The 26472-nt window shown below is 73.1% G+C and carries 22 protein-coding genes; 13 read left to right on the top strand and 9 right to left on the bottom strand.

Annotation, left to right across the window (positions count from 1 at the left end; translation table 11 throughout):
* Position 1: 1 nt before the first annotated feature.
* Positions 2–646, top strand: coding sequence for a response regulator transcription factor (locus CRP51_RS04105; protein WP_212615820.1), 645 nt, complete (start codon positions 2–4; stop codon positions 644–646).
* A 41-nt stretch (positions 647–687) separates the two neighbouring features.
* Here the strand turns inward: CRP51_RS04105 and CRP51_RS04100 are convergent, their stop codons facing one another.
* A complete protein-coding gene (locus CRP51_RS04100; RefSeq protein WP_097229590.1) occupies positions 688–1494 on the bottom strand; it encodes a phytanoyl-CoA dioxygenase family protein in 807 nt (268 codons plus the stop codon).
* 253 nt (positions 1495–1747) lie between these two features.
* Here CRP51_RS04100 and CRP51_RS04095 point away from each other — a divergent pair, with 253 nt between their 5' ends.
* The 4 genes from CRP51_RS04095 to CRP51_RS04080 all read left to right on the top strand — a co-directional run bounded on the left by CRP51_RS04095 (position 1748) and on the right by CRP51_RS04080 (position 5395).
* Positions 1748–2467: a FadR/GntR family transcriptional regulator gene (locus CRP51_RS04095; RefSeq protein WP_097229589.1), complete on the top strand. Its 720-nt coding sequence runs from the start codon at positions 1748–1750 to the stop codon at positions 2465–2467.
* 96 nt (positions 2468–2563) lie between these two features.
* Complete coding sequence (gene dgoD, locus CRP51_RS04090; RefSeq protein WP_097229588.1) at positions 2564–3709, top strand: galactonate dehydratase; 1146 nt, start codon at positions 2564–2566, stop codon at positions 3707–3709.
* 88 nt (positions 3710–3797) lie between these two features.
* Positions 3798–4430, top strand: coding sequence for a bifunctional 4-hydroxy-2-oxoglutarate aldolase/2-dehydro-3-deoxy-phosphogluconate aldolase (locus CRP51_RS04085; RefSeq protein WP_097229587.1), 633 nt, complete (start codon positions 3798–3800; stop codon positions 4428–4430).
* Positions 4427–5395 (top strand): sugar kinase, encoded by a 969-nt coding sequence (locus tag CRP51_RS04080; protein WP_097229586.1) that lies wholly within the window; start codon positions 4427–4429, stop codon positions 5393–5395. The genes CRP51_RS04085 and CRP51_RS04080 overlap by 4 nt, the downstream gene beginning before the upstream one ends.
* A gap of 34 nt (positions 5396–5429) precedes the next feature.
* Here CRP51_RS04080 and CRP51_RS04075 read toward each other — a convergent pair whose 3' ends face one another.
* Positions 5430–6095 (bottom strand): TetR/AcrR family transcriptional regulator, encoded by a 666-nt coding sequence (locus CRP51_RS04075; RefSeq protein WP_097229585.1) that lies wholly within the window; start codon positions 6093–6095, stop codon positions 5430–5432.
* Between the two features lie 124 nt (positions 6096–6219).
* Between CRP51_RS04075 and CRP51_RS04070 the strand changes: the two genes are divergently transcribed.
* Positions 6220–7152 carry an SDR family NAD(P)-dependent oxidoreductase gene (locus CRP51_RS04070; RefSeq protein ID WP_097229584.1) on the top strand — a complete coding sequence of 311 codons (933 nt, stop codon included), beginning with the start codon at positions 6220–6222 and terminating at the stop codon, positions 7150–7152.
* A gap of 731 nt (positions 7153–7883) precedes the next feature.
* On the opposite strand, the gene CRP51_RS04060 is transcribed toward CRP51_RS04070, so the two are convergent.
* From CRP51_RS04060 to CRP51_RS04050, 3 genes are all read right to left on the bottom strand, one after another.
* The gene (locus tag CRP51_RS04060) at positions 7884–10928 is read right to left on the bottom strand and encodes an alpha-mannosidase (protein WP_097229582.1); all 3045 of its coding nucleotides are present in this window, start codon (positions 10926–10928) and stop codon (positions 7884–7886) included.
* Positions 10929–11096: 168 nt separating this feature from the next.
* A complete protein-coding gene (locus CRP51_RS04055) occupies positions 11097–13292 on the bottom strand; it encodes an ROK family protein (protein ID WP_097229581.1) in 2196 nt (731 codons plus the stop codon).
* A 514-nt stretch (positions 13293–13806) separates the two neighbouring features.
* Entirely contained in the window at positions 13807–15108 is a 1302-nt protein-coding gene (locus CRP51_RS04050) for a YeeE/YedE family protein (RefSeq protein WP_097229580.1), read from the bottom strand.
* Positions 15109–15461: 353 nt separating this feature from the next.
* Here CRP51_RS04050 and CRP51_RS04045 point away from each other — a divergent pair, with 353 nt between their 5' ends.
* On the top strand, positions 15462–15878 hold the full coding sequence (locus tag CRP51_RS04045) for a DnaJ family domain-containing protein (protein ID WP_097229579.1): 417 nt from the start codon (positions 15462–15464) through the stop codon (positions 15876–15878).
* 282 nt (positions 15879–16160) lie between these two features.
* On the opposite strand, the gene CRP51_RS04040 is transcribed toward CRP51_RS04045, so the two are convergent.
* Both CRP51_RS04040 and CRP51_RS04035 read right to left on the bottom strand, forming a co-directional pair.
* A complete protein-coding gene (locus CRP51_RS04040; RefSeq protein WP_097229578.1) occupies positions 16161–16976 on the bottom strand; it encodes an LAETG motif-containing sortase-dependent surface protein in 816 nt (271 codons plus the stop codon).
* A gap of 198 nt (positions 16977–17174) precedes the next feature.
* Positions 17175–18557 carry an MFS transporter gene (locus CRP51_RS04035; protein WP_245880390.1) on the bottom strand — a complete coding sequence of 461 codons (1383 nt, stop codon included), beginning with the start codon at positions 18555–18557 and terminating at the stop codon, positions 17175–17177.
* A gap of 450 nt (positions 18558–19007) precedes the next feature.
* Between CRP51_RS04035 and CRP51_RS04030 the strand changes: the two genes are divergently transcribed.
* The gene (locus CRP51_RS04030; protein ID WP_170970428.1) at positions 19008–19463 is read left to right on the top strand and encodes a MarR family winged helix-turn-helix transcriptional regulator; all 456 of its coding nucleotides are present in this window, start codon (positions 19008–19010) and stop codon (positions 19461–19463) included.
* 15 nt (positions 19464–19478) lie between these two features.
* Here CRP51_RS04030 and CRP51_RS04025 read toward each other — a convergent pair whose 3' ends face one another.
* Together CRP51_RS04025 and CRP51_RS04020 are read right to left on the bottom strand one after the other, a co-directional pair.
* The gene (locus CRP51_RS04025; RefSeq protein WP_097229575.1) at positions 19479–20288 is read right to left on the bottom strand and encodes an alpha/beta fold hydrolase; all 810 of its coding nucleotides are present in this window, start codon (positions 20286–20288) and stop codon (positions 19479–19481) included.
* A gap of 94 nt (positions 20289–20382) precedes the next feature.
* A complete protein-coding gene (locus CRP51_RS04020) occupies positions 20383–20904 on the bottom strand; it encodes a DinB family protein (protein ID WP_097229574.1) in 522 nt (173 codons plus the stop codon).
* 271 nt (positions 20905–21175) lie between these two features.
* Here CRP51_RS04020 and CRP51_RS04015 point away from each other — a divergent pair, with 271 nt between their 5' ends.
* The 5 genes from CRP51_RS04015 to CRP51_RS03995 all read left to right on the top strand — a co-directional run bounded on the left by CRP51_RS04015 (position 21176) and on the right by CRP51_RS03995 (position 26413).
* Positions 21176–22123, top strand: coding sequence for a carbohydrate ABC transporter permease (locus CRP51_RS04015; protein WP_097229573.1), 948 nt, complete (start codon positions 21176–21178; stop codon positions 22121–22123).
* Between the two features lie 12 nt (positions 22124–22135).
* Positions 22136–23050, top strand: coding sequence for a carbohydrate ABC transporter permease (locus CRP51_RS04010; RefSeq protein WP_097229572.1), 915 nt, complete (start codon positions 22136–22138; stop codon positions 23048–23050).
* A gap of 37 nt (positions 23051–23087) precedes the next feature.
* On the top strand, positions 23088–24464 hold the full coding sequence (locus tag CRP51_RS04005; protein WP_097229571.1) for an ABC transporter substrate-binding protein: 1377 nt from the start codon (positions 23088–23090) through the stop codon (positions 24462–24464).
* A 93-nt stretch (positions 24465–24557) separates the two neighbouring features.
* The gene (locus CRP51_RS04000; RefSeq protein WP_245880356.1) at positions 24558–25781 is read left to right on the top strand and encodes a sensor histidine kinase; all 1224 of its coding nucleotides are present in this window, start codon (positions 24558–24560) and stop codon (positions 25779–25781) included.
* Positions 25769–26413 carry a response regulator gene (locus CRP51_RS03995; RefSeq protein WP_097229570.1) on the top strand — a complete coding sequence of 215 codons (645 nt, stop codon included), beginning with the start codon at positions 25769–25771 and terminating at the stop codon, positions 26411–26413. The genes CRP51_RS04000 and CRP51_RS03995 overlap by 13 nt, the downstream gene beginning before the upstream one ends.
* Positions 26414–26472: the final 59 nt, after the last annotated feature.

The raw sequence follows: 26472 nt of genomic DNA, 5'->3' as shown, positions 1-26472 counted from the left end.
CGTGACGACAGGGGTACTGCTGGTCGACGACCAGCAACTGGTCCGCGCCGGGCTGCGGATGCTCTGCGACTCCACGGAGGACATCAGGGTGGTCGGTGAGGCGGCGGACGGCGAGGAAGCGGTGCGGCTGGTCGCCTCGGCCGCCCCGGACGTGGTGTTGATGGACCTGCGGATGCCGGGGATGGACGGCACCGCGGCCACGGCGCGGGTGCTCGCCGACCGTCCGGAGACCAGAGTCGTCGTGCTGACCACCTTCGATGACGACGACCATCTCTACCCCGCGCTGGCCGCCGGGGCCTGTGGCTTTCTGGCGAAGGACGCGACGCCGGGCGAACTTCTGGACGCGGTCCGCCAGGCGGCGGCCGGCGGCAGCCCGTTCAGCGGGCCGGTGCTGGCCCGGCTGGTGGGCCAGGCGACGAGCGCGTGGCGCGCGGAGCGCCCGCCGGAGCCGCCTCCGCTGACCGCCCGCGAACGCGAGGTGCTGGCCTGCGTCGGCGCCGGGCTGAGCAACGGGGAGATCGCCGACCGGATGCGGGTCGGGATGACCACCGTGAAGACCCACGTCGGCAGCCTGATGCGGAAGACGGACAGCCCCAGCCGGGTACGGCTGGCGATCTTCGCCATCCGCCACGGTCTGGCGGGCTGATCCCGGGGCTCCGTGGCCGCCCCCCGACGGCGCGGCGTGGCTCAGTCGTCGAGGCCGAGGCCCAGCCGGACCGCCGCCTCCACCGGCGAGTAGCCGCCGTCGGCCCGCGCCAACTGGAGCGGCGCCACCGGCTCCAGCGGCGGCTGCGCGATGATCCTCGGCCGGCTGCCCCGGTGCGGCTGGGCGGCGTGCACCAGGAAGGGATGGCACAGATACACGTCGCCGGCCCGCCCCGTCGCCAACGCCTCCGGGCGGTCCGCCGCGTCCAGCCGGCCGGCCTCGTCCATCGCCCCGCACAGCTCGAAGAACTCCCGCCCCTCCTCCCCGGCCTCCGCCAGGAACGGCGGTACGTCGCGGTGTGAACCGACCTTGATCCTGGTCGGCGCGTCGTCCTCGCCGACGTCGGTGAAGAGAAACAGCATCAGCAGAGCCCGACCCCGCGAACGCAGATTGATCCGGGGCTCGGTGCCGTCCGCTCCGCCGGCGAAGCTGGCGTCGAGATGCCAGCCGGCGTCGCCCGGCTGCTCCGGGTGGGGAAAGCGGATGGGAAAGGTCCCCAGACCCAGCCGCGGCAACCACCTGCCGACGCCCACCAGTTGGTCGAGTGCCCTCCGCAGCCGCTCCGTGTTGGCCGCCTGCCGGAACGGCTCCGCCGCCGAGCCCTCGATGCGGATCAGCGGCCCCGGCCAGCCGGCGGGATCGTCCGGGTCGACCTCCGCCATCCGCCACAACTCCGCCTGTCCCGCCTCCGCCACGGACCGGGGAAACGCCTCCGGCACCCGTACGAAGCCGTCGCGCACGAAGCCCTCGACCTGGTCCTGGGTCAGTGTGTCGTGTGGGTTGGCCATGGGCGTCGATGGTGAGGCACGAGCGTCCGGCGGGGCAATCCCTTTTGACGGGGCGCTCCGGTACAGGCAACCCCAGCAACCGACGCACGCGCGACGGAACTCCCGCAAGCCATCGCCTGGCCCTGCGCACCCCTCGGCCTCCCGTCTTTCCTTCGTTGGGAAACTCATTAATTAGTAAGAATTGTTGACACCGGGCCGGAGGCGGCGCAGGCTGTTCCTCGGACGGGGGACGACGATCGGGGGGAGGCGGGCCATGGAGCCCTACGCCTCCCGAGGCGTCCACGGCCAGACCGTCGAGGTGCTGGCCCACCGGCTGCTGGGCGGGGAGTGGCCGGAGGGCGGCACGCTCGACCTGGTCGCCCTCCAGGCGGAGTTGGACGTCAGCCTCACCGCGCTGCGGGAGTCTCTCAAGGTGCTCGCGGCCAAGGGGCTGGTCGACGCCCGGCAACGTCGAGGGACCTTCGTCCGGCCGCGGTCCCAGTGGAATCTGCTCGACCCCGACGTGATCCGCTGGCGACTCGCCACCGCGCCGGCCGACGGGGGAGCCGGCGCGGCGCTTCACCGGGATCTCGGCGAGGTCCGCGCCATCGTGGAGCCCGCGGCCGCCCGGCTCGCCGCCGAGCGCCGCGGCCCCGACGACCTCGCCGCCCTGGACGACGCCCTGGCCGCGATGGGGCGCGCCGTCTCGCCCGCCGAGGCCGCCGCGGCGGATATCGCCTTCCACCGGGCGCTGTTGGCCGCCACCCACAACGAGCTGCTGGTCCGCATGGAGCTGGTCATCGAGTCCGGACTGGAACGCCGCGACCTGCTCGTGCACAGCTCCGCGGCCGCCGGCGACCCGGTGCCCCACCACGAGGCCGTCCTCGTGGCGGTGCGTGCGGGCGATCCCGACGGCGCCGAGGCGCTGATGCGGGCGCTGCTCGACAAGGCCGCCCGCGACCTCGACCGCGTCAGCCGGCCGGAGCCCGACTAGCGCCGCCCACCGCCCGTACACCCGGCACCTTCCTTCGCGGGCCACGACCGCGCACCACGCACCCACCGCACGGAAAGCACGCACGAGGCACCCCACATGAAGATCACCCGCATCGAGACGTTCCTCCTCCCGCCGCGTTGGCTCTTCTGCCGGGTCGAGACCGACGAGGGCGTCGTCGGCTGGGGCGAACCCGTCGTGGAGGGCCGCGCCGAAGTGGTCCGCGCCGCCGTCGACGTGCTCGCCGAGTACCTCGTGGGGCGCGACCCGCTGCGCGTCGAGGACCACTGGCAGGTGCTCACCAAGGGCGGCTTCTACCGGGGAGGACCGGTACTCTCCAGCGCTGTCGCGGGCCTCGACCAGGCGCTGTGGGACATCGCGGGCAAGCACTACGGGGCGCCCGTGCACGCCCTGCTCGGCGGCCCGGTGCGGGACCGCGCCCGGGTCTACGCCTGGGTGGGTGGCGACGACCCCAGCGAACTCGCCGACCAGGTCGCCGCCCAGGTGGACGCCGGCTTCACCGCCGTGAAGATGAACGCCGCCGGGGTCACCCGTCCCCATGCCAGCGTCGCCGAGATCGAGGGCGTCGTGGCGCGGGTCGCCACGGCCAGGGAGGTCCTCGGCCCCGAGCGGGACATCGCGATCGACTGCCACGGGCGCTTCAGCGCCGCCAGCTCCCGACGACTCCTGCACGAGATAGCCCCGCTCCACCCGCTCTTCGTGGAGGAGCCGCTGCCGCCCGAGCAGAACCATGTGCTGGCGGGTCTCGTGGAGGCCGGCCCGGTCCCGATCGCCACCGGCGAGCGGATCTACGACCGCTCCGGCTTCCTGCCCGTGCTCCAGTCCGGGGTGGCCGTCGTCCAGCCCGATCTCTCCCACGCGGGCGGCATCTCCGAGGTGCGCCGCATCGCCTCCCTCGCCGAGACCTTCGGCGCCCACTTGGCGCCCCACTGCCCGCTCGGCCCCATCTCCCTCGCCGCCAGCCTCCAGGTGGTCTTCGCCACACCGAACTTCCTGATCCAGGAACAGAGTCTGGGCATCCACTACAACCGCGAGGCCGACCTGCTCTCGTACGTCCTCGACACCGAGCCCTTCCGCTTCGTCGACGGGCACGCCACCCGCACCGAGCTGCCCGGGCTCGGGGTCACGGTCGACGAGGCGGCGGTCCGGGAGGCCGACCGCACGGGGCACGCCTGGCGCAATCCGGTCTGGCGCCACCCCGACGGCGGCTTCGCCGAGTGGTGAGACGAGGAGCCCCCGGATCGTGGCCCAGGGCGATCTGCGAGGCTTGTGCCCAGGACACCGGCCCGTGACCTTTGAAGAAGGCTGATCGATGAACCTGCTGGAATCGCTGCGCGCCAGGCGGCTGCTGGCCATCGTGCGCGGCTCCGACCCGGACGCGTCGCTGCGCGCGGTGCGCACCCTGGTCAGCCAGGGCGTGAGCCTGGTCGAGATCTCCCTGAGCGGGCGCGACGCCCTGGACGTCATCGCGGCCGCCCGCGCCGAGCTGGGCCCGGAGGCGCCCCTGGGCGCCGGCACCGTGCTCACGGCGGAGGACGCCACGGCCGCCCACGCGGCCGGTGCCGACTTCCTTGTGACCCCGGGACTCGGCGCCGGGCTCGACGAGGCCCACCGCCTCGGCCTGCCCACCCTGGCCGGGGCGTTGACGCCCAGCGAGATCATCGCCGCCCGCAGCGCGGGCGCCACGGCGATCAAGATCTTCCCCGCGGACGCGATGGGCGGACCGCGCTATCTGCGCGCGCTGCGGGGGCCGTTCCCCGGTGTGCCGCTGGTTCCGGTCGGCGGGGTGGACGCCGAGGCCGCCAGGGCGTATCTGGAGGCGGGAGCGGTCGCGGTCGGCGTCGGCTCCCCGCTGCTGGGGGACGCGGCCGACGGGGGAGCGCTCGACACCCTGGCCGAGCGGGCCGGGACCTATCTGCGGCTGACCGAGGAGGCGTCGGCATGAGTGAGACACCCGAGGTCGTGGTCTGCGGTGAGGCGATGAGCCTGCTGCTGGCCGAGCCGGGCGTGCCGCTGGAGCACGCCACCACCTTCCGGCGCTCCATCGCGGGCGCCGAGAGCAATGTCGCGGCGGGGCTCGCCAGGTTGGGCCACCGCACCCGCTGGCTGGGCAGGGTCGGCGACGACCCGGCCGGGCGGGCCGTGTTGGCGAAGCTGCGTTCCGATGGCATCGACACCTCCTACGCGGTCGTGGACTCCTCGGCACACACCGGGATGCTGGTCAGGGACAGCCATCCGGCGCGCGCCATCGACGTGCAGTACTACCGGGCCGGCTCGGCGGCCTCCCGTATGACGCCGGAGGAGGTGGGGCTGGAGGCGCTGGCCGGGGCGCGGCTGCTGCACGTCACCGGGATCACCCCGATGCTCTCCGAGTCCACCCGGGCCGCGACGGAACGGCTCTTCGACCTGGCGGTCGAGGCGGGGGCGTTGGTCTCCTTCGACCCCAACATCCGGCTCAAGGTGGGGCCCGCCGAGCGGTGGCGCGAGGTGGTCGGACCGCTGATGGGCCGGGCCGACCTCGTGCTGACCGGCGAGGACGAGCTGGAGCTGCTCTGTCCCGAGGAGACGCCCGAGGCCGCGGTGGAGCGGATGCTGGCAGCGGGGGCCCGGGCCGTGGTGATCAAGCACCGGGACAAGTCGGCCGGCTGCCACACGGCCGAAGGTGCCTGCCGCCAGTCGGCGTTCACCGTGCCGGTGGCCGATCCGGTGGGAGCCGGCGACGCCTTCGCCGCGGGCTTTCTCGCCGGCTGGCTGGCGGAACTGCCACCGCGTCGCGCGCTCGAACAGGGCGCAGCGACCGCGGCGTTGGTCGTGCAGTGCGCCAACGACACCGACGGGCTGCCGGACCGGGCCGGGTTGGAGAGGGCGCTGCTGTCCTTCACCCAGGACACCGAGGCCGTCAACCGCTGATCGTAGGCCGATCGGGGCCGTGCGTGCTCCCTCGTCATCCGGTACCTCCCGGGGCGCCGACGTCCTCGCGGCCCTCCGTCGCCCCCTCGGGGGTGTCGGGGGCGCGCAGGCCGTCGAGGGCGGTCCGCACCACGACGTCGACGTACTCCCCGGTCAGCGGGCCGTCCCGGTGGAGCCAGCGATTGCGCACCGGGCCCCAAATCATTTCCACGGCGACATCGAGATCCAGCTCTGAGGAGAGCTGGCCCGCCTCCTGCGCGCTGCGCAGCCGGCGCCGCTTGACCTCGCGGATCGGCTCCTCCAGCCGCTGCTGGTAGTCGGCGGCCAGCTCCGGGTCGACCAGGACCTCGACCGTCAGCGCCCGCATCGGCTCGCTGTAACGCGGGTCGTTCAACTCGTCGGCCGTGGCGCGGAGTACCGCCCTGAGGTCGGACTCCAGGTCTCCCGTGTCGGGCAGCTCGCCGGGGCCGCCCTCGGGGCCCTCGGAGAGGGAGAGGAGCGCGTCGAAGAGCACCGCGCCCTTCGACGGCCACCAGCGGTAGATCGTCTGCTTCCCCGCGCCCGCCCGGGACGCTATGCCCTCGACGCTCAACTTCGCGTAGCCGACCTCGCCGACCAGCTCCAGCGCGGCGTTGAGGATCGCCTTGCGGGTGGCCTCGTTGCGACGGGTGTTGTCGGGTGCTCTGCGTGAGGGAGTCATGCGGGCAGCGTACCCCATGGCGAGACGAGACGCACCGTCTTGTTTTCTCCTCGGGTTGTGTGTAAGGTTCCGGGGTGAGTCGAGACGGGCCGTCTCGTCTCGGGATTCGTCGAAAGGACGCGCCATGACCACGGCTTCCTCCCGCCCCGCTTCCGCCGCCCCCGCCTCGCACGTGACAGTCGCCGCCCGGGCGAGGGCGCAACGCGAGGGTCGCGTGTGGCTGATCACCGGTGCCAGCCGAGGGCTCGGGCGGGCCTTCGCGGAGATCGCGCTCGCCGCCGGCGACCGGGTGGTGGCCTTCTCCCGCACCGTCGGCGCCATGGACGACCTGGCGGCCGCCCACCGCGACCGCCTGCTGGCCTTCGCGCTGGACGTCACCGACCGCGCGGCCGTCTTCGCGGCCGTGTCCGAGGCCGTCGCCCGCTACGGTCGGCTCGACATCGTGGTGAACAACGCGGGCTTCCTCACCATGGGCATGGTCGAGGAGTTCACCGAGGAGCAGGCCCGCGCCCAGTTCGAGGTCAACTTCTTCGGTGCCCTCTGGGTGAGCCAGGCCGTCCTCCCCACGCTGCGCGCCCAACGCTCCGGCCATCTCGTCCAGATCTCCAGCGTCGGCGCGCTGGTGGGCCATCCCCTCACCGGCCTGTACAGCGCGAGCAAGGCGGCCCTGGAGGGGATGAGCGAGGCGCTGGCCGCCGAGATCGCCGACTTCGGGGTCAAGCTCACCATCGTGGAGCCCGGCGGCTACTGGACGGACCTCTACACCTCGGGTCTGGTAGCCGCCGAGCCACGGCCGCAGTATGCCCCGCTCCGCGCTGAGATGGAGCGCCGCTACGCGGAGGGCTCGGTGGACAGCCCGCCCGATCTGGCGGCGCGGGCGCTGCTCACCCTGGTCGACTCGGAGGATCCACCGCTGCGCCTGCTGCTCGGCAGCCTGGTCTACGACCTCGCTCTCGACGTCTGCCGGGACCGGATGGAGACCTGGGCGGCCTGGGAGGAGGTCAGCCGGGCCGCCGAACGAGCGGTCCCCGCCCCTGCTCCGGCTCCGGCGCCGTGAGGGAGGGAACCGCCCGCTGGGCGGCCCGGTTCCTCCGCCGTGGGGCGGCATCGGGGCGCCGTCCCGTTGTTCGTCGGAGCCGTCGCCATGGCGCTGTCCCGCGCGGGCGAGGGAGGTTCGGGCAGGACGGTCGAGGGGCGCGGGTGGTGCGGAACGCTGCCCGCCGCTTCGGGGGAGTGCTTCCCGCGTTCGGAGGACGGCACCTTCGTGGCGGCGGCCCTCCGCGCCCCGCAGCGGGCGGACGCGCAGCGTTTCGGACGCGCCCCGCGGCCCGCGGAGAGGTGCGCCGGCGGGGGTGGTGGCCCCGGGCGGTCCTTCCGGCAGGTAAAGGGCCGCCCGGGGGATCACGAGACGGTGGTGGTTCGCGGGGGCCGCTCGGTGCGGCGGGACCGCTTCGGCGCGTCGTGGGCTCCGCGCCGCGGATCGGCGTCCACGCGACCTTCCGTGGCCTTGGCTATCTCGTTCCCGGCCTCGTCCCCGCCGAACATCGAAACCCGCCGAGCCCGCGCGTCGGCGCGCGCGGTGTGGTGCGACACCCGCGTCACACGCTGGGCGCGCGCCCCGGTGAACTCAACCGTCCGGTCCCGGCGTTGTTCCGGCCGGGCCAGCGGCGTTCTGATGACGCGGCCCCCGCGTTCGCGACGCCCCCGGTGCTTCCGTCAGCGCCGTCCCGCCCGCCGGCCCCGGGCTGGGGCGACGGGCGGGGACGGGCCCGGGGCGTGGAGCCCGCGTCAGTGCGCGGCGGGCGTCAGCCGGAGGGTACGGATCTCGAACGGCCGCAGGCGCAGTCGCTCCAGGTCAGGCGGCGTCGGCTGGTCGGCCAGCGGGCGCTCCAGCAGGTCGGTCACGGCAGCGCCGGCCAGCGGGAGGTCGCAGTCAAGCCGTGCGGTGGCGCGCCCGCCGAGCGATTCGTAGAGCCGTACCACCAGGTCGCCGGAGCCGTCGTCCGCCAGTTTGACGGCCTCGATCACCACGGCGTCGTTGTCGACGGAGACCAGCGGCGTGACGGCGCGATCGCCGGGCACCCGGCGTTCGGCGAGGTTGAAGTGGTAGCCCTCCCGGATGGCGTCGCCCAGCGAGGCGTTCACCACCAGCCCGTAGCGGAGCCGGTGTTCCCCCAGGTCCGCCTCCGGATCGGGGAAGCTCGCCGCGCGCAGCAGGGTCAGTCGCGCCGTGGTGGTGGAGCCGCCGTCGGGCCGCACGTCCCTGGTCACCTCGTGGCCGTAGGAGGAGTCGTTGACCAGCGCGACGCCGAAGCCAGGCTCCTCCAGATGCAGCCACCGGTGCGCGCAGAACTCGAACTTGGCCGCCTCCCAGCTGGTGTTGCTGTGCGTGGGGCGCGGGGTGTGTCCGAAGGGGATCTCGCCGCGCGAGGTCTCGGCCCGGATGTCGACGGGGAAGGCCACCTTCAGCAGCTTCTCACGCTCCCGCCAGTCGACCCGGGTGTCCACGTCCAGCCGCCGCGCCCCGGCCGGCAGGGTGAGTACCTGCTCGATCCGGGAGGCGCCGACGGTCCGCACCACCCGCACCCCGCCTTCCGGGGTGGCGGACACCTCGTCCGCCTCGGTCAGGTCGGTGACGGCGTTGCGGTAGAAGGCGTCGATGTCCCAGGCGTCCCACTGGTTGGGGAAGTCCTGATGGAGCTGGAGCAGGTTGGCGGCCGCGCCGGGAGCGACGGTCTCGCGTTCCGCCTCGACGTCCCAGATCGAGGTGACCAGGCCGCGTTCGTCCACGGTGACCCGGACCAGCCCGTTGTCCAGGAGGAGCGGCGCCTCCCCGGACGGCTCCGCGGCCGCCTCGGGGGCGACGGTGTCGAGCGGGGCGGCGCCCAGGGCCGGCACCCCGCCGCGCGCGTGCGGGGCGGCGTTGAAGACGACGGTGCCCGACCCGTCGCCGGCCAGGGCCCGTTGTGCCTCGTCGACCAGAGCGGTCAGTTCGGCCAGGACTCCGGCGTAGGTCTCCTCGGCCTCCTGGTGCACCCAGGCGATGGAGGAGCCCGGCAGGATGTCGTGGAACTGGTGCGTCAGCACCGTCTTCCACAGGCGGTCGAGCCGCTCGTAGGGGTACGTCGCTCCGGTGCGCAGGGTCGCCGTGGCGCACCAGAGTTCGACCTCGCGCAGCAGGTGTTCGCTGCGGCGGTTGCCCTGCTTGGTGCCCAACTGGCTGGTGAGCGTGCCTCGGTGCAGCTCCAGGTACAGCTCACCGACCCATACGGGCGCCTGGTCGCCGTACTCCTCGTGCGCCTTGGCGAAGAAGGCCTCGGGGCCCTCGATCTCCACCCTGGCCGAGCCGCCCAGATCGCCCAGCCGGGCGGCGCGCCCCAGCATCTCCCGGGTGGGGCCGCCGCCGCCGTCGCCGTAGCCGAAGGGCACGAGCGAGCGGTTGGCCAGGCCCTTGTCGCGGAAATTCCGCTCGCTGTGGGCCACTTCGGCGCCGGAGAGCTCGGCGTTGTAGGTGTCGACGGGCGGGAAGTGGCTGAAGACCCGGGTGCCGTCGATGCCCTCCCACCAGAACGTGTGGTGGGGGAAGTCGTTCGTGGTGTTCCAGGAGATCTTCTGGGTGACGAACCACCGGACCCCGGCCAGCTTCATCAGCTGGGGGAGGGCCGCGTTGTACCCGAAGGTGTCCGGCAGCCACATCTCCCGGGTCTCCACCCCGAACTCCTCAAGGTAGAAGCGCTTGCCATGGACGAACTGCCGCACCAGCGACTCGCCGCCGGTGATGTTGGTGTCCGGCTCCACCCACAGACTGCCGGTCGGGAGGAACTGCCCGGTGCGTGCCTTCTCCTGGGCGCGGGCGTAGACCTCCGGCCGGTGTTCCTTGAGCCAGGCCAACTGCTGGGCCTGGGACATGACGAACTGGAAGTCGGGGTGTTCGTCCATGAGCGCGGTGACGTTGGAGACGGTGCGCGCGACCTTGCGTACGGTCTCGCGCAGCGGCCACAGCCAGGCGGTGTCGATGTGGGCGTGTCCCACGGCCGATATCCGGTGCGCCCGTTCACCGGCCGGCACGGCGAGCGCGGGGGCGAGAAGCTCCCTGGCCGCCGCGGCGGTGCCCGCGATGTCGTGCAGGTCGACGGCGTCGAGGGCGCTCTCCACGGCGCGCAGCAGTTGCCAGCGTCGGGTGTCCTCCTCGGGCAGCTCGGCCAGCAGGCCGCCGAGCACGTCCAGGTCCTGGGTCAGCTCGAAGACCTCGCGGTCGAGGACGGCGAGGTCGGCCCTGGTCAGCCGGTAGATGGGGTCGCCGGCCTCGCCCCGTCCGGTCAGCCAGGAGGCGCGGTCGCCCGAGCGGGTGGGCAGGAACGAGATGCCACCGGGACCGTCGTCCAGGATCACCGGGTTGGCGGCGGCCTCCACGTAGTAGGTGAACTCCTCGCCTCCGACGGCCTCTTCGGCGACGGTCACCCAGGCGTTGCGCGGGTTGAGCGCCTTCACGGCGGTGCCGTCGGCTCGGTAGACGAGTCCCTCGGCGGCGAAGCCCGCCTTGGTCGCGTCGAAGCCGAGGTCGAGCACGGCCTCGACGCGGCTGCCGGCCCACGCCTCGGGCACCGTGCCACTGATCCGGAACCAGCAGGTGGACCAGGCAGGGCCCCAGCGATGTCCGACCGCTGTCGGCCGGTACTCCGCCGCCAACCCCTCGGCGACGGGGACCGGTTCGCCGCTGACGGGCCACACCCCGACATCGAGCGGGATGCCGTGCGCGTGCACGGCCGGAAGCAGGCGCTGGGTGAGCACGCGGTGCAGGCGTCGCTCGATGAGAACGGGGTCACGATGCATGGCTGTCATGAAAAGCCAATGGATGGAGTAAGTCAACGGTCCGCCGCCTCGGGGAGCAGGTCGACCGACGCGCCGGATGCTGTGCTCTCTCTGCCCGACCCTGCTGGCGGGGACGGAGATCAAGTGATGGGTGGCGTGGGTGTCCCCGTAGCTGGGGAGCCAAGAGATTTACTTGACGAACTGTGCGGTGTCCGGGAAGTCATCTGCCGGATGAGTGCGCAGTCGAGGAGCGAAGGCGGCGTGGAAGACGCTGGACGCGGCGCCGACGGCAGCGGCCGACTCGTTGAGCAGCGAGGGCGCCACCCGGACCCGACGCACGGCGCGGGCCGCGGCGAAACGGCTGACCGCGTCGTCGATCTCCGCGAGGTAGATCCCGGCGATCTCCGGCCGTACCGCCGGCCCACCCACGATCAGCAGGGTGGTGTCCAGCAGATCCGTCACCCCCACGGCCCCGCGCGCGACCACGTGCGCGACGGAGCGCAGCAGGGAGACCGCCTCGGGGTCCCCGGCGAACGCGGCGCGGCAGACGCGTTCGTAGGCGCCCGGGTCCTCCTCGGTGACCAGTCCCGCCGCCGCTGCCCTGCGCACCACGGCCGGTATCGGTGCGCACTCCTCCACGGTCCCCGGCCCGCCGCCCTCGACGCGGTGGCCGACGCCGAGGGCGCACAGCGCGCCGAACTCTCCGGCGTTGCCGGTGCGTCCCCGGTAGACGTCCCCGTTGAGAAAGGCGCCGCATCCGGCGCCCGTGCCGAGGTAGAGGTAGACGAAGTCCCCGGCGCGTTCCGCGGCGCCCAGCCATCGTTCGCCGATCGCCGCCGCCGTGACGTCCTTCTCCATGAGTACCGGCAGGGCGAGCCGCCGGGACAGCTCCTCGCGCAGGGGCACGTCCTGCCACCCCTCGAAGAGCGGTGGGTTTCTGACCACTCCGGCCTCGGCGTCCAAGGGGCCCGGCACCGCGATCCCCACCCCCAACGGAAGCGCGGCGCCGGCGGCCTCGGTCGCCTCGGCGACCATCCGCGCCACCAGCCCCATCACCCACTCGGGGTCGCTTCGCTCACGCAGCGAGACCTGACGCCGCGCCACCACCCCGCCGCAGAGGTCGACGACGACCTGGGTGACCATCTCGGGGTCCAGATGGATCCCCACCGCGTGCGAGGCGTCGGCACGCAGCCGCAGCGGGACCCGGGGCTTGCCCTTGCCCACCTGTCTGTGGGTGTCCTCCACCAGGAACGCGCTGGTCAGCAGGTTCCGCGTGATCCGCGACACGGCCTGCGGGGTGAGCCCGGTGCGGGCGGCGATCTCCACCCTGCTCAGCGCTCCGGCCTCCCTGATGGTCTCGATGACCAGCTTCTCGTTGAACGAACCGAGCGCCAGTTGGTCGAAGGCGCGCGGGGCGCGCGGCGGAGGGCCCGGGACGGGAGCATCGTCCGGTCGACGCCACCGCGTTCCCCTCTCCGCCGTCTCGCTCCGGGCTGCCCCGCCGCGCAGTGCCGCCAGCAGCGAGTCCAGTACCGGGCGGGCGGTGAGCGGGGAGTCGAGCAGTTCCAGCGAGCAGAGGACGCCGAGCGTGGCCTGCCAGCCCATGGAGTCGGGGGCCCGGTGCCAGCTTTCCTCGTCGCTCGGCGGTCCCGGATCGATTTCCCCGGCCGGATCCCAGAGCAACACCCGTGGCGGACCGCCGAGTCGCGGGGTGGACGCGAGCGCCCGCAGGAGCGCGGTCAGTTCCGCGCGTCCCTCGGCCGTGACCGTGTCCCCCGCGCTCTCGCGGGGCGACGGCAGTGCGGCGCGGAGCGCGGCGCCGAGCGCCCTGCGTTCGGCGGCCGGCGCCGCCTGCCCCGTCCACTGCGGTCCGGTCGGCGCCTCGGCGATCACCAGCGCGACCGCCCGCCCGTGGGACCACAGTCCGAGAAGCAGCGGCCGTCGGCAGGTCAGTGGGGGGTTGGTGGGCAGGGTGAGGGGCGTATGGGATTCCCCGTCCACGCCCCAGCGGCGCCACACGGCACCCAGCGCGGTGTGGGAGATGCCCAGGTGGTCCGCGAGCGCCCGCGCCGACCAGGCGCGGCGCGGCGCCGGCGGACCGGCGAGCGTCGCGGCCACGACGTCGGCCTCGTCGATACGCGGCGGTCGCCCGCTGCGCGGACGGTGCGCGAGTCCGGCGAGCCCGTTCTCCGCGTAGCGGCGGCGCCAGGAGGACACCGTCGGGCGGGAGACGCGCAGCGCCCTGGCGCTGTCCGAGACGGAGACGCCGTCGGCGGCGTCCCTCACGATCCGCGCACGCACCTCGCGCTCCGGCCGGCCCGCGGCCCAGGCGCGCAACGCCTCGCGGTCCGCCTCGGTGAGCGAGATTGCCGGCTGGTCCTGCATGGGCCCATCCAACACCCTCCTCGACCGGGCGTAAAAGTACTAAGTGTCCACCGAGTCGAGGGCCGGGAGGGCGCCCACGCGGCGCGGTCGTCCCCGGTGTGGCCGAGGGCGCTGACCGGGGGACCGGCGAGCTGTCCCCACCCTGCCCCTCACCTTCACCCTCACCCGAGGCGGTGGTCGCCGGCCGGCCCGGGAGTCCCCTCCCCGAGGGCTTCGGGTACGACCATGTGGACGGGGAGTCGGGACGGCCCCACGGAGGAGCAGCGGGTGCTCGACGGCGCCCGAGAGGCACGGAACGGCATGGACCTCGCGCTTCTGGAGCGCCATCCGGTCCGCGTTGACCGCGGGGTTGAGGAGGGATGTCGGCGGGACGGGTTCGGAGTCGGGTGGGCCGCACCCGGCGGGGTCTTCGAGGCCGGTGACGAGATCGTCGTCGCGGAGTCGCGGACGCGCCGCGCCGACCGGGGCCGCGCGGCGTGCGACGGCCTCGAAGCCCCGGTCCTGGCGGAGGCGTTCAGCAGACGCCGTCGCTGGGCTTCGGGTTGGCCAGGCCGAAGAGCGGCCGCAGCCGCAGCCCCGCCCAGGTGCCCAGCAGCGCGGTCGCGCCCCACAGCCAGCCGCTCAGGCTGCCGGAGGCGATGCCCGCCAGGTAGGCGCCGATGTTGCAGCCGCCGGCGAGCCGGGCGCCGATCCCCATCAGCACCCCGCCGAGTACGGCGGCCACGCCGGTGCGCCACGGCACCCCGCGGTGCAGCGCCCAGGTGCCGCCCAGCGAGGCGGCGACGGCGGCGCCCACCATGATGCCGATGTCGGTGAGGCTGTTCTTGTCGGTGAGCACCGGGCCGGCCAACATCTCGGCGTTGCCCGGCTGTTGCCAGAAGCTCCAGCTCTCCGGGTGTCCGCCGAGGACGCCCACCAGCTCGCTGCCCCACAGCGCGAACGCGCTGGTCACGCCCCAGGCCCCGCCCGAGACCAGCAGCACGCCCGCGCCCAGCACCGCCAGCACCACCGCGCCGGCCGCCAGCGGCCAGGAGCCGCGCAGCGCGCGCCGGGCCGCCCCCCGCGTCGTCGGGACCGCGCCGGTGGGCGGCGGGGTGCGGCGACGCTGGATGGCGCGGGTCAGGGCGTAGATCCCGGCCAGGGCCAGCAGGGTGATGCCCCAGGAGCCGAACCAGCCGACGTGGTCGGAGAGGACCACCGGGTCGAACGCCGGCAGGTCCTTCCACAGGTCGAACTGCCAGGCCATGAGTGTCGATCCGAGGATGAACCCGCCGAGCGTCAGCACGATGGACGTCTGTCCGCTGCCGACCGCGAAGAGGGTGCCGGAGGCGCAGGCGCCGCCGAGCTGCATTCCGATGGCGAAGACGAACGCGCCGACCAGCAGTCCGATCCCCAACGAGCCGGCCGAGGGCGCGGGTTCCGATCCGAAGAGTCCGCTGCCGGTGCCGATGATCAACGCGAAGAGGGTGGCGGTCGTGCCCAGCAGCAGGGTGTGGGCGCGCAGCCCGGCCCCGTTGCCGACGGCTATCAGCTGCCGCCAGGCGGAGGTGAAGCCGAACCGCGAGTGGAAGAGCGCGAAGCCGAGGCCCAGCCCGAGGAGCAGGAGCACGCCGGGCTTGGCGCCGTGGCGGGCGAAGACATAGGCGTCGAGGCCGGCGCCGAGCAGCAGCGCGAAGGCCAGCGGTCCGCGCCGCACCGGCGGCGCCTCGGGCGCCTCGGGCGGCGGCACCCGGGTGGGCGCCGGTGCCAGCCAGGAGACGGCCGGCCCGGCCGTGGCCCGTGGTGCGGGCGGTGGAGTCGGGGAGACGGTGGTCATGGGTGTTCTCCAACGGGGACGGACGCGCCCGGGGCGGGCGGGCCGTGCGGGGATGTGCGGGAGGGGAGCGGTCACGCGGAGCGGCACGGCACGTCGGTGTGCCGGCGGGGGCGTGCGGAAGGGGCGGCAGAACGCGGTCAGCGGCGACAGAGGCCGTCATCGACACAGCAGGCCGACCCCGCGAAGAGCGCGAGGCAGAGAAGGCGACCTGGTGCGAACACGCCGCCATCCTAAATGTCCCTCCTGCCCGGCGGTACCCCCGGGCCGCCCGCGCTTCTCCATCCCCTCCGCAGCCCCGACCGGGGCGGTCCGCCCGTGGAAGAATGGAACGGGGAGAGCACCGGGAGGCGAGGATGACCGAACGGAAGCCGCCGGGGACGACCTTCGAGTCCTGGGTGGACAAGCAGATCCGGGAGGCCGAGGAGCGCGGCGAGTTCCGCGATCTCCCCGGTGCGGGCAAGCCGCTGCCGCACGCGTCCGAGCCCTATGACGAGCTGTGGTGGGTGCGCGAGAAGATGGCCAGGGAGGACCTGTCCGTCATGCCGCCCAGCCTGCTGCTGCGCAAGGAGGCCGAGGACGCCCGTGCCGCGGCGCTGGCCGCGCCGACCGAGCGGGCGGCGCGGCGGATCGTGGCGCGGGCCAACGAGCGGATCAGGCGCGGGCTGCGCGATTCCCTGGAAGGGCCGCCGGTCAATGTGGCGCCGTTCGACGAGGAGGCGGTCATCGCCGAGTGGCGGGCCGGAGTCGCGGCCAGGCTCCGCCGCTCCTGACCGGCCACGCCCCGCCGTCGCTCCTGACCGGCCGGGCGGGCGCGCGAAACGGTTCCCACGCCCCCGCGCGGCCCGGCCCCACCCCGACCGCCCCACCCCGACCGCCCCGCCCGCCCGCGCAGCCGCCCCGCACCACCCGACCGCGCCACCCGGCCGCCCCGCCCGCGTGTGCCGAGTCGGCGTCGGGACCCTGGACGAACGGCGAGGGCCGTACCCCGGAACGCGGGTACGGCCCTCGTCAAGGTCGCGCCCGGCGGAGGCCGCCGTGCGCGGGGGGACGCGTCAGGCGCGGGCGCGGCGGGCCAGCAGCACCGCGCCACCCCCGGCGACCAGCACCGCGCCGCCGACGCCGGCGACGACGGGCGTGGCGGACGAGCCGCCGGTCGCCGCCAGCGCCGGCTCCTCGGTGTCACCCTGCGGGGCCGGCGAGCCGGGCTCGTCGACCGGGGCCACCGCGCCGGGCTCCGCCGGCTCCTCCTCGCTGGGGGTCTCCTCGCCGGGGGCCTCCCCACCCTCGGCGATCAGCGCCCACTCGACCTCGTCCTCGCCGCGGTAGCAGGTCTCGGCGATCTCCTCGTCGTAGTGACGCACGCTGGCCCACGCCTCGAACCAGCCCGGCCGGTCCTGGTCGGCGCGCGTGCGGATCTGGGCCTCGGCGGTCTCGCCCGGCGCCAGCTCCTCGATCAGGCCGAAGTGGCCGTCGGCGCTGTCGCTCTCGAACGGCACGGCGCGCCACTCGCCGTCCACGTTCCACTGAAGGTCGAACGGGAACGCGGCGTCGGAGCCGTCCGACGCGTTGTACCAGCCCTCAAGCTTGGCGTAGACGTCGCTGACCGACTCCTCGCCGCCGTTGGTGACGGTGAAGGTGAACTCGGTCCACTCCGTGGGAGAGACCCCTTCCTGCGGGACGCCCTCCAGCCAGACCGAGACGTCGGAGTCCTGGACGTCTCCGCAGTAGGGCAGTTCGCCCATCGAGCCGATCGGAGCGATCGGCAGCCCCGCTGCCTGTGCCGCCGGTGCCGTGGCCAGCAGCAGTGCGGGCAGGGAAACGGCGCCGGCCGCCACGGCGGCCAGGGTACGACGCTGGGAACGCTTCACGGAACGTTCACTCCTCTGGATCGGGTACGGGGTTGTACGCGTACGGAAGAGCGCTTCTCGCGCTCGTCCGACACGGGTTTGACGGAGGCGGCGCGTTGCGGGTTGCCGTTCTCTGTCACAGGAGTGTCACCAGAAACGGAGGGTTCCGTTCACCATTGATCGTTCCGTGACCATCCTCCGTCAACCCGTCCCGCCCGTTCAGGGCTTGGCCCCCTCGGCGGCCAACGGGGCCTCCTCCGCCGGCTCGGCGGGCTCCGCCGGGGCGTCCGCCGCGCGGACCGGGATCAGCGCGGCCACGGCCGCCGCCGCCAGCGCGACACCGGCGCCGATCACCATCGCCACCCGGAAGCCGTTCTCCGACGGCAGCGGGAACCCGCCGAACTCCGTCGTCATCTGGGCCAGCACCACACCCACCACCGCGGCGGCCACCGAGGTGCCCACCGAACGCATCAACGTGTTGAAGCTGTTGGCCGACGCCGTCATCGACTGCGGCACCGCGCCCATGATCAGGGTCGGCATCGCGCCGTAGGCGAGCCCGACGCCGGAGCTGGCGACCAGGGTCACCAGCAGCAGGCCCCACGTCGATCCCAGGAGCGGCAGGGAGAGCGCGTAGCCGCAGGCGATCACCACGCTGCCGACGGCCAGCGTCACCTTCGGCCCCCTGGCCGCCGAGAGCTTGGCGCCGAGCGGCGAGAGCACCATCATCATCAGCCCGCCGGGCGCCATCCACAGGCCCATCGCCATCATCGACTGGCCCAGCCCGTAGCCGGTCTCCTCGGGCAGTTGGAGCAGCTGCGGAACGACCAGCGACTGGGCGTACATCGAGAAGCCGACCAGCACCGACGCCATGTTGGTGAAGAGCACCTGGGGGCGGGCGGCCAGCCGCAGGTCGACCAGCGGCTCGGCGAACCACAGCTCCCAGCGCCCCCAGGCCGCCAGCAGCACGGCGGCGCCGGCGAAGAGCCCCAGCGTGGTGGTGCTGCCCCAGCCCCAGTCGGAACCCTTGGAGACCGCGAGCAGCAGACAGACCAGCCCGCCGCCGAGCCCCAGCGCGCCGACGCCGTCGAACCTGGCCCGAGCGCCCGCCGTGTCGCCCGCCGGGACGAACACCCAGATCAGCACGCCCACCAGGGCGCTCAGCCCGGCGGCGACCCAGAACAGCGCGCGCCAACTGCTGTTCTCGGCGACGGCCGCGGAGAACGGCAGCCCCAGCGCGCCGCCGACGCCCATCGAGGCGCTGATCAACGCGATGGAGGTGCCGAGCCGTTCCGGCGGCAGCACGTCCCGCAGCAGGCTCAGGCCGAGCGGGACCACGCCCATGCCCAGGCCCTGGAGTCCGCGGCCGACGATCATCGGGAGGACGGACGAGGAGAGCGCGCAGACCACCGAGCCGATGACCAGCGGCGCGATCGAGATCAGCAGCATCCGCCGCTTGCCGTACATGTCGCCGAGCCGCCCGGAGACGGGCGTGGCCACGGCGGCGACGAGCAGGGTGGCGGTGACCACCCAGGAGGCGTTGGACGCCGAGGTGTCCAGCAGCGTCGCCAGCTCGCCGAGCAGCGGCACCACCAGGGTCTGCATGAGCGCCGCCGTGATGCCGGCGAACGCGAGGATGCCGACGACACCGCCGGGCGGGGCGGGACGCGGGGGAACGGACACGGCGGTCCTCTCTTCGTGCGGTTCTTCGCACTCTCGGTGAGACGGGCTTTCGGTGAGACGGTCTCTCGGTGAGACGGGCTCTCGGCGAGACGGTCTCTGGTGTGGCTGTCGTTCGGTACGGCTGTCGTTTCGGTGCGGCCGTCGTTCGGTGTGACGGCCCCTCAGCGAGACGGTCTCTCGGCGAGACGGCCCCTCAGCGAGACGGTTGTGCGGACGGGCAATGTGCAGGATACACATCGTATGCATGATGCACGCGAGATGTATCGTGCACATTGCCCGTGGTATACCTGCCGTGGAAGCACGCGGGAACGAACCGGCGCCCCGCGCACGTCGGACGCGGCCGCGAGCGGCCGGAAGCAGGAGGACGCGCCCGTGGACGAGCCCATCCGCCGGCTCGAATTCGAGACGATGCTGCTGACGCGCCACTCCGACCTGTTCAACGCGCAGGCCAGGCGCGCCAGTCGGCGGCTGGACCGCAGCGCCTACGTACTGCTCAGCCGCATCGAGCTCGACGGGCCGATGTCGATCGGCCAGCTCGCCGACGCGTTCGGACTCGACTCCTCGACGCTCAACCGCCAGACGGCGGCCATGCTGCGCGCCGGGGTCGTCGAGCGCATCCCCGACCCCGAGGGCGGGATCGCGCGCAAGTTCAGCATCACCGCCGAGGGGCGGGAACGGCTCCTGGACGACCGCCGGCGGAACCACGCGTCGCTGGCGCGCATCCTCGACGACTGGGAGCCGGAGGAGGTGGCCGACTTCGTGGCCATGGTGCACCGCTTCAACGAGGGCATCGAACGGCTGGAGGGCCGCCCCTGGCCCCGGCCCTAGCGTCCCCGGGGCCCCTCAGCCGCGGGCGGCCAGAAGCGCGAGCAGCGCCTCCGCGGTGGCCGCCGGCTGTTCGAGGGGCAGCAGATGGCCGGCGTCCGGCAGGACGAGTGCCCGGGAGTCGGGGATCGCTGCGGTCAGCCGTGCCGCCTGGACGCGGAAGTCGTCGAGGTCGGCGCCGCCGTGGGCGATCAGCGTCGGCACGCGCGACTCCCCGAGCCCGCCGAGCAGTTCGGCCAGCTCGCTGGTCCCGAACCGGTCCGTGAGGTGCTGGTGGGACAGCGCCGTCCGCATCGGGCCCCGCACCGCGTGCGCGTGGGCCCGCAGGCGGTCGTCCCACTCCCGCCGGGGGCCGCGCACCCACATGTCCAGGTTCAGCGAGACCGCGAGGTCGAGGTCGCCGCGTTCCAGCGCGGCCTCCTCCGCCTCCGCGTAGTCGCGCATCGCGGCCGACCAGTCGTGGTCGGGAAGCGGGGCGGCCAGCAGGCCGAGCGCCGAGACGCGCGCGGGGTGCCGCAGGGCGAACTCCAGGGCGACCCGGCCTCCGTAGGAGTTGCCGACCACGGCCGCCCGTTCCACGCCCACCGCCGTCAGCACGGCGGCCAGGTCCTCCGCGTCGTCGTAGGGGGCCGAGGGCGGCCGCGAGTCGCCGAAGCCGCGCATGTCGTGGCGGACCACCCGGTAGCGCGCCGCCAGCGCCGGCACCACCCCGTCCCAGCTCGCGCGGTCGGCCACGCCGGCGTGCACCAGCGCGACCGTCCCGGCGTGCGCCCCGCCCGTCGTCTCGACCGTCAACCGCCCGTGCGGCACCGGTACTTCCTCGATCACCTCGGTGTGCTCCCCTTCGCCCTCCGGTCAGGCCGTCCGGCACCCTACGCCGCGCGGTCCCGGGAGTCGTGGGCTTTTCCGGCCCGCCGCCGGCCTACGCCCCCACCGTGCCGTCGATCGCCTCGCGCAGCAGGTCGGCGTGGCCGTTGTGGCGGGCGTACTCGTGGATCAGGTGGAGCATCACCAGCCGCAGCGACACCGGTTCACCGGTCTTCGCGTGCGGCGCGGTCACGTCGAGCGAGGGCGCGGCCTCCTCGATCCGCCGCGCCGCCTCGACCTCGGCCTCCCACGCGGCGAACGCCGCCGCCCGGGTCGCGGAGGAGGCGTCGTACGCCTCCTGGAAGTCGCCCCGCTCCGACCAGACCAGCGGCACGTCCTCGCGGTCGATCGTCCGCCGGAACCAGGCGCGTTCGACCTCGGCCATGTGCCGCACCAGCCCGAGCAGCGTCAGCGTCGAGGGGGGTGACGCGGCGCGGCGCAGCTGCTCGTCGGTCAGGTCGGCGCACTTGAGCGCCAGGGTGGCGCGGTGGAAGTCGAGATAAGCGCGGAGCATGGTGCGTTCGTCCGCGACCAGGGGCGGGCCGACGCGCCCCCGCGCGGCGTCGTTCTCAGGCATCCCGGCAGCCTACGCGAGGCGGTCGGGCGACGGCGTCCCCCGTGACGGCCGGCTCAGGGCGGGTCACCGCCGGTGAAGTGCGTGATCAAACGCTTGACATGGACCGCTCCAGCGACAACATTTCCGCTCACCTCCAAACAGTTCGACGCCACGAACGCCAGCCCACCACCCGAACACGCCCGCTCGCACCCGAACACGCAAGCCCGCACCCGAACACAGCCTTCCCGCACCCGAACGCGCTCGACTGCTCCACCTCACGAAGGAGTGAGCGATGGCAACCGCCGCCCCCACCGCGCCCGCCGCGGCCGGAGACGACGCCCCCGCCCCCGTCGACAACCCCAGACCCCGCTGGCGCGGCGGGGAGACCCGCGCCGCGCTGCTCTTCGTCGCGCCGGCCATGGTCGGCTTTCTCGCCTTCTTCGCCTGGCCCACGCTGCGCGGCCTCTACCTCAGCTTCACCGACTACGACCTGCTGACCTCCGCCGATTTCAGCGGCCTGGACAACTACCGCAGGCTGCTGGAGGACGAGGTCTTCTGGAACTCGCTGTGGGTGACGCTCAAGTACGTCGCCATCAACATCAGCGTCCAGACCTTCGCCGCGCTGCTGCTCGCCGTCCTGATCCACCGGCTGACCCGTTCCGTGGTGCTGCGCGGGATCATCCTGCTGCCGTACCTGATATCCAACGTGGTGGTAGCGCTCCTCTGGTACTGGATGGCCGACTACAACCTCGGCGTCATCAACGAGATGCTCGGCTGGGTCGGCTTCGACCCCGTCGCCTTCTTCGGTGACGAGAGCTGGGCGATTCCCACCATCGCGATGGTCAACGTCTGGCGACATCTCGGCTACACCGCCCTGTTGATCTTCGCCGGGCTCCAGATGATCAACCGCGACGTCTACGAGGCCGCCGCCGTCGACGGCGCCGGCGAGGTGCGCGTCTTCTTCCGGATCACCCTTCCGCTGCTGCGTCCCGTGATGGCGCTGGTGATGGTGCTGACCGTCATCGGCTCCTGGCAGATCTTCGACACCGTCGCCGTCACCACCCAGGGCGGGCCCGTCGACGCCACCCGCGTCGTCCAGTACTACATCTACGACCAGGCGTTCAACCGCTTCGACTTCGGCTACGCGTCGGCGATCTCCGTGGTCCTGTTCCTGATCCTGGCCGGCGTCGCCCTGGCCCAACTCAAGCTGCTGCGGGCCGACGAGTCCGACCAGTCCTGAAGGAGGAGCGAGATGCGCACCACGTCACGCCCCCGAGGCTCGGGCGCCGTTCGCCGGTGGAACGTCGGACGGCTGCTGGCCTGGGTGGCCCTCTTCGTCATCATCGTGATCACCCTCGCGCCGTTCCTGTGGATGGCGCGCACCGCGCTGTCCAACAACCGGGTGCTCTTCACCGAGCCAGGCTCCTGGCTCCCGGTCGACTTCACCTGGGGCCCGTTCGAACGGGTGCTGGGCTCGGCCAGCACCGAGGAGGCGCAGGCCGAGGGCGGCTCGGGCGCCTCGCTGCGCTTCTGGGCCTACCTGCGGAACTCGGTGATCGTCTCCACCCTGATCACCCTCGGCCAGGTCTTCTTCAGCGCCATGGCCGCCTACGCCTTCGCCCGGCTGCGCTGGCCGGGCCGGGACAAGGTCTTCTTCGTCTTCGTCACCGCGCTGATGGTGCCGCCGGTCTTCACCATGCTGCCGAACTTCGTGCTGATCAAGAACCTGGGCCTGCTCAACACCTACCCCGGGATCATCGCGCCGTTCTTCTTCATGACGCCGTTCGCGGTCTTCTTCCTGCGGCAGTTCTTCCTCGGCATCAGCCGCGAGGTCGAGGAGGCCGCGATGATCGACGGCGCCGGCTACTTCCGGATCTTCTTCCGCGTGATCCTGCCGATGAGCTCCGCGCCGCTGGCCACGCTCGGCGTGCTGACGTTCATCAACGCCTGGAACGAGTACTTCTGGCCGCAGCTGGTCGGCCAGGAGGAGAGCGTGCGGGTGCTGACCGTGGCGCTCAGCGCGTTCCACTCCTCCACGCCGCAGACCGGGCCCGACTGGGCCGGACTGATGGCGGCGACGCTGATCGCCGCCGTGCCCACGATGCTGCTCTTCCTGGTGTTCGGGCGGCGGATCGTCAACTCCATCCAGTTCACCGGCGTGAGGTGAGGTCACCGTGCACCACGAGAGGGGAGGCGCACCCGCCATGCGCACCACCACACCACGACGTTCCGCTCCGCGACATTCCGTTCCCCGGCGCCTGGTCGCCGTCGCCGGCTGCCTGTCGCTGGGCGCGCTGCTCTCCGGTTGCGGCAGTGCCCTGGGCGACGACCGGAACACCGTCGACTACTGGCTCTGGGACGCCAACCAGCAGCCTGCCTACCAGGAGTGCGCCGACCGCTTCGAGGAGGACAACCCGGACCTGGAGATCCGCATCGAGCAGCGCGGCTACGACGACTACTGGAACGGGCTGGCGCTCGGCTTCGTCGCCGAGTCGGCGCCCGACGTCTTCACCAACCACCTCTCCAAGTACCCCGAGTACGTGACGCGCGACCTGCTGCTGCCGCTGGACGAGTACGTGGAGCGCGACGACGTGCCGCTGGACATCTACGAGGAGGGCCTGGCCGACCTGTGGGTCGGGGAGGACGGGCGGCGCTACGGGCTGCCCAAGGACTGGGACGCGGTGGGCGTCTTCTACGACCGAGCGATGCTGGCCGAGGCCGGCGTGGACGAGTCGACGCTGGACGAGCTCACCTGGAACCCGGACGACGGCGGCAGCTACGAGGAGCTGATCGCCCGCCTCACCGTCGACGTCAACGGGGTGCGCGGCGACGAACCCGGCTTCGATCCGGACCGCGTCGAGACCTACGGGCTCTGGCTGGAGATGACCGACGGCTTCAACCACGGCCAGACCCAGTACTCGATGTACGCCTACGCCAACGGCTGGGAGGCTACGGACCGCAACCCGTGGGGGCGGGAGTTCCACTTCGACGACCCCGCGTTCCAGGAGACGATCACCTGGTGGCGCGGGCTGATCGAGAAGGGCTACATGCCGAGCTTCGCCGCCCAGCGCGGCGTCCAGTCCAGTGACCAACTCGCCGCCGGCAACGCCGCGATGGTCACCAACGGCTCCTGGATGACCGGCACCTTCTTCTCCTACGAGGGCCTCGACGTGGGCGTCGCCCCCAACCCGATCGGGCCGACCGGCCAACGGGCCACCATGTTCAACGGCCTGGCCGACTCCGTCTACCGGGACACCGACAACCCGGAGGCGGCCTGGCAGTGGGTGCGTTATCTCGCCTCCCCCGAGTGCCAGCGGATCGTCGGCGCACACCATGTCGTCTTCCCCGCGATCACCGAGGCGTGGGAGATCGCGCGCGAGGAGTTCGCCGCCGACGGCATCGACGTCACCCCGTTCACCCGGCACGTCGAGGAGGGCACCACCGAACTCTTCCCGATCACCGACCACTCCTCGGAGATCGCGGCCCTGATGCAGCCCGCGCTGGAGGCCGTGATGTCCGGGCGGGCGCCGGTCGAGTCGTTGAACGAGGTGAACGAGGAGATCAACCGGCTCTTCGAGTAGCGGGGCCCACCCCGGTACGGGGGCCGCGCCCCCGTACCGGGAGTACGGCCCACCGTAGTGTGCCCGCGCGGCGGCTGCCGCAGACTGACGTGCGTGCGATGGACGAATGTGGGGCGTGACGCCCGGTACGCGTGGGTGGGGCTGGCCTCGGCGCTGGCCATGCTGCCGTTGTTCCCGATGTTGTTGGCCGGCTTCGTGCTGGTTTCGGTGGGGATCGGCCTGTGGCTGCTGCCCTGGATGGTGATCGGCACGCTGCGGTGGGCCGACGCCGAACGGGGCCGCGCCGCGGCCCTGTTGGGGGAGCCGAGTCAGCCGCGCCGGCCCGCGGTGCCGGAGGGGCTGGTCGAACGGTGGCGCTGGGTGGCGACCCACCGCGAGGTGCGCCGGGTGCTGCGCTGGGTGCCGCGCTTCCTCGGCGGCGGGCTGGCGCTCGGGCTCTTCGGGGTGCTGTGCGTGGGCGGGATGCTCGGCACGGTGGTGACCGTGGTGGGCTGGCCGCTGCTGCCGGACGACACCAGCATGTTGGGCATACGGGTCGGCAACTGGGGCCTGGCGCTGCTCCTCGGCGTGGTGCAGTTCGCGCTGCTCGCCGCGCTGACCAGGTGGGTGCTGCCCGGCTTCGTGCGCTGGCAGGCCCGCGACACCCTCACCGCGCTGACGCCGTCCGCCGAGGAACGGCTCGCCGAACGGGTCGACGAGCTGACCGAGAGCCGCGCCGACGTGCTGGACGCGCACGGCGCGGAACTGCGCCGCATCGAACGCGACCTGCACGACGGCACCCAGGCCCGGCTGGTCGCCATCGCGATGCGGCTCGGCGTGGCCAGGGAGGAACTTCCCGAGGACTCCGGCGCGTTGGGCAGGCTGCTGGCGGAGGCCCAGGAGGGCGCCGAGGACGCCATGACGGAGCTGCGGGAGGTGATCCGCTCGATGTACCCGCCGATTCTCGCCGACCGGGGCCTGGAGGGCGCGCTCGCCGCGGTCGCGGCCGGCTCGGCCGTCGAGACCGACCTCGACCTGGGCGAGCTGGGCCGGCTGCCGGCGGCGGTGGAGGCCGCCGCCTACTTCGTGGTCACCGAGGCGTTGACCAACGTGGCGAAGCACAGTGGGGCCGAGCTCGCCAGGGTCCGGCTGGAACGGAAGGAGAACCGGCTGGTGGCCGAGGTCTGGGACGGCGGAGTCGGCGGGGTGGACGAGAGCGGCGGCTCGGGCGTGGTCGGCATCCGCCGCCGCGTCGCCGCGCTGGACGGCACGGTGACGGTGACCAGCCCGGCCGGCGGACCGACCGTGGTGCGGGCGGAGTTGCCGTGCGGGTCGTGATCGCCGAGGACAACGTGCTGCTCTCCGCCGGGCTGCGGCTGGTGCTGGAGACCAAGGGCATGGAGGTGGCGGAGATCGTCACCGAGGGGCCCGCGCTGCTGACGGCCGTCGCCGAGCACCGCCCCGACGTGGTGATCGCCGACGTGCGGCTGCCGCCGACGTTCCGCGACGAGGGGGTGCGCGCCGCGGTGCGGCTGCGCGCCGAGCGCCCCGGGCTGCCGGTGCTGGTGCTCTCCCAGTACGTGGAGAAGGTCTACGCCAGGGAGTTGCTCTCCGACGGGCGCGGCGGCGTCGGCTATCTGCTGAAGGACCGGGTCAGCCGGGTCGGGGAGTTCCTGGACGCGCTGCGCCGGGTGGCGGGCGGGGGCACCGTGATGGATCCCGAGGTCGTCGCCCAGTTGATGGCCTCCACGGCGGCCCGCCCCGTCGACCGTCTCACGCCCAGGGAGCGGGAGGTGCTGGCCCTGATGGCCCAGGGACTCACCAACCCCGAGATCGCCGAGCGGCTGGTGATCACGGACAACGCGGTGCAGAAGCACGTGGGCAACATCTTCAACCGCCTCGACCTGCCGGCCGAGGACGGCGGTCACCGCAGGGTCCTCGCCGTCCTGACGTTCCTCGACAGCAGGTAGCCCGGCCGGGGGCGGAGGGGCGGAGGGGCGGAGGAGCGAAAGGCGCAGGGAGTGACCGC

Source organism: Streptomyces zhaozhouensis, from assembly GCF_900230195.1.
GTDB lineage: Bacteria > Actinomycetota > Actinomycetes > Streptomycetales > Streptomycetaceae > Streptomyces > Streptomyces zhaozhouensis.
Note: the sequence above shows the minus strand (reverse complement) of the source record. Positions and strands in the feature narration are given on the sequence as shown.

What these genes read in the sequence shown, in the direction of transcription:
- CRP51_RS04100 (WP_097229590.1), bottom strand. Translation starts at nt 1,494, where the DNA reads ATGGCCAACCCACACGACACACTGACCCAGGACCAGGTCGAGGGCTTC.
- CRP51_RS04095 (WP_097229589.1), top strand. Translation starts at nt 1,748, where the DNA reads ATGGAGCCCTACGCCTCCCGAGGCGTCCACGGCCAGACCGTCGAGGTG.
- dgoD (WP_097229588.1), top strand. Translation starts at nt 2,564, where the DNA reads ATGAAGATCACCCGCATCGAGACGTTCCTCCTCCCGCCGCGTTGGCTC.
- CRP51_RS04085 (WP_097229587.1), top strand. Translation starts at nt 3,798, where the DNA reads ATGAACCTGCTGGAATCGCTGCGCGCCAGGCGGCTGCTGGCCATCGTG.
- CRP51_RS04080 (WP_097229586.1), top strand. Translation starts at nt 4,427, where the DNA reads ATGAGTGAGACACCCGAGGTCGTGGTCTGCGGTGAGGCGATGAGCCTG.
- CRP51_RS04075 (WP_097229585.1), bottom strand. Translation starts at nt 6,095, where the DNA reads ATGACTCCCTCACGCAGAGCACCCGACAACACCCGTCGCAACGAGGCC.
- CRP51_RS04070 (WP_097229584.1), top strand. Translation starts at nt 6,220, where the DNA reads ATGACCACGGCTTCCTCCCGCCCCGCTTCCGCCGCCCCCGCCTCGCAC.
- CRP51_RS04060 (WP_097229582.1), bottom strand. Translation starts at nt 10,928, where the DNA reads ATGCATCGTGACCCCGTTCTCATCGAGCGACGCCTGCACCGCGTGCTC.
- CRP51_RS04055 (WP_097229581.1), bottom strand. Translation starts at nt 13,292, where the DNA reads ATGCAGGACCAGCCGGCAATCTCGCTCACCGAGGCGGACCGCGAGGCG.
- CRP51_RS04050 (WP_097229580.1), bottom strand. Translation starts at nt 15,108, where the DNA reads ATGACCACCGTCTCCCCGACTCCACCGCCCGCACCACGGGCCACGGCC.
- CRP51_RS04045 (WP_097229579.1), top strand. Translation starts at nt 15,462, where the DNA reads ATGACCGAACGGAAGCCGCCGGGGACGACCTTCGAGTCCTGGGTGGAC.
- CRP51_RS04035 (WP_245880390.1), bottom strand. Translation starts at nt 18,557, where the DNA reads ATGCAGACCCTGGTGGTGCCGCTGCTCGGCGAGCTGGCGACGCTGCTG.
- CRP51_RS04020 (WP_097229574.1), bottom strand. Translation starts at nt 20,904, where the DNA reads ATGCCTGAGAACGACGCCGCGCGGGGGCGCGTCGGCCCGCCCCTGGTC.
- CRP51_RS04015 (WP_097229573.1), top strand. Translation starts at nt 21,176, where the DNA reads ATGGCAACCGCCGCCCCCACCGCGCCCGCCGCGGCCGGAGACGACGCC.
- CRP51_RS04010 (WP_097229572.1), top strand. Translation starts at nt 22,136, where the DNA reads ATGCGCACCACGTCACGCCCCCGAGGCTCGGGCGCCGTTCGCCGGTGG.
- CRP51_RS04005 (WP_097229571.1), top strand. Translation starts at nt 23,088, where the DNA reads ATGCGCACCACCACACCACGACGTTCCGCTCCGCGACATTCCGTTCCC.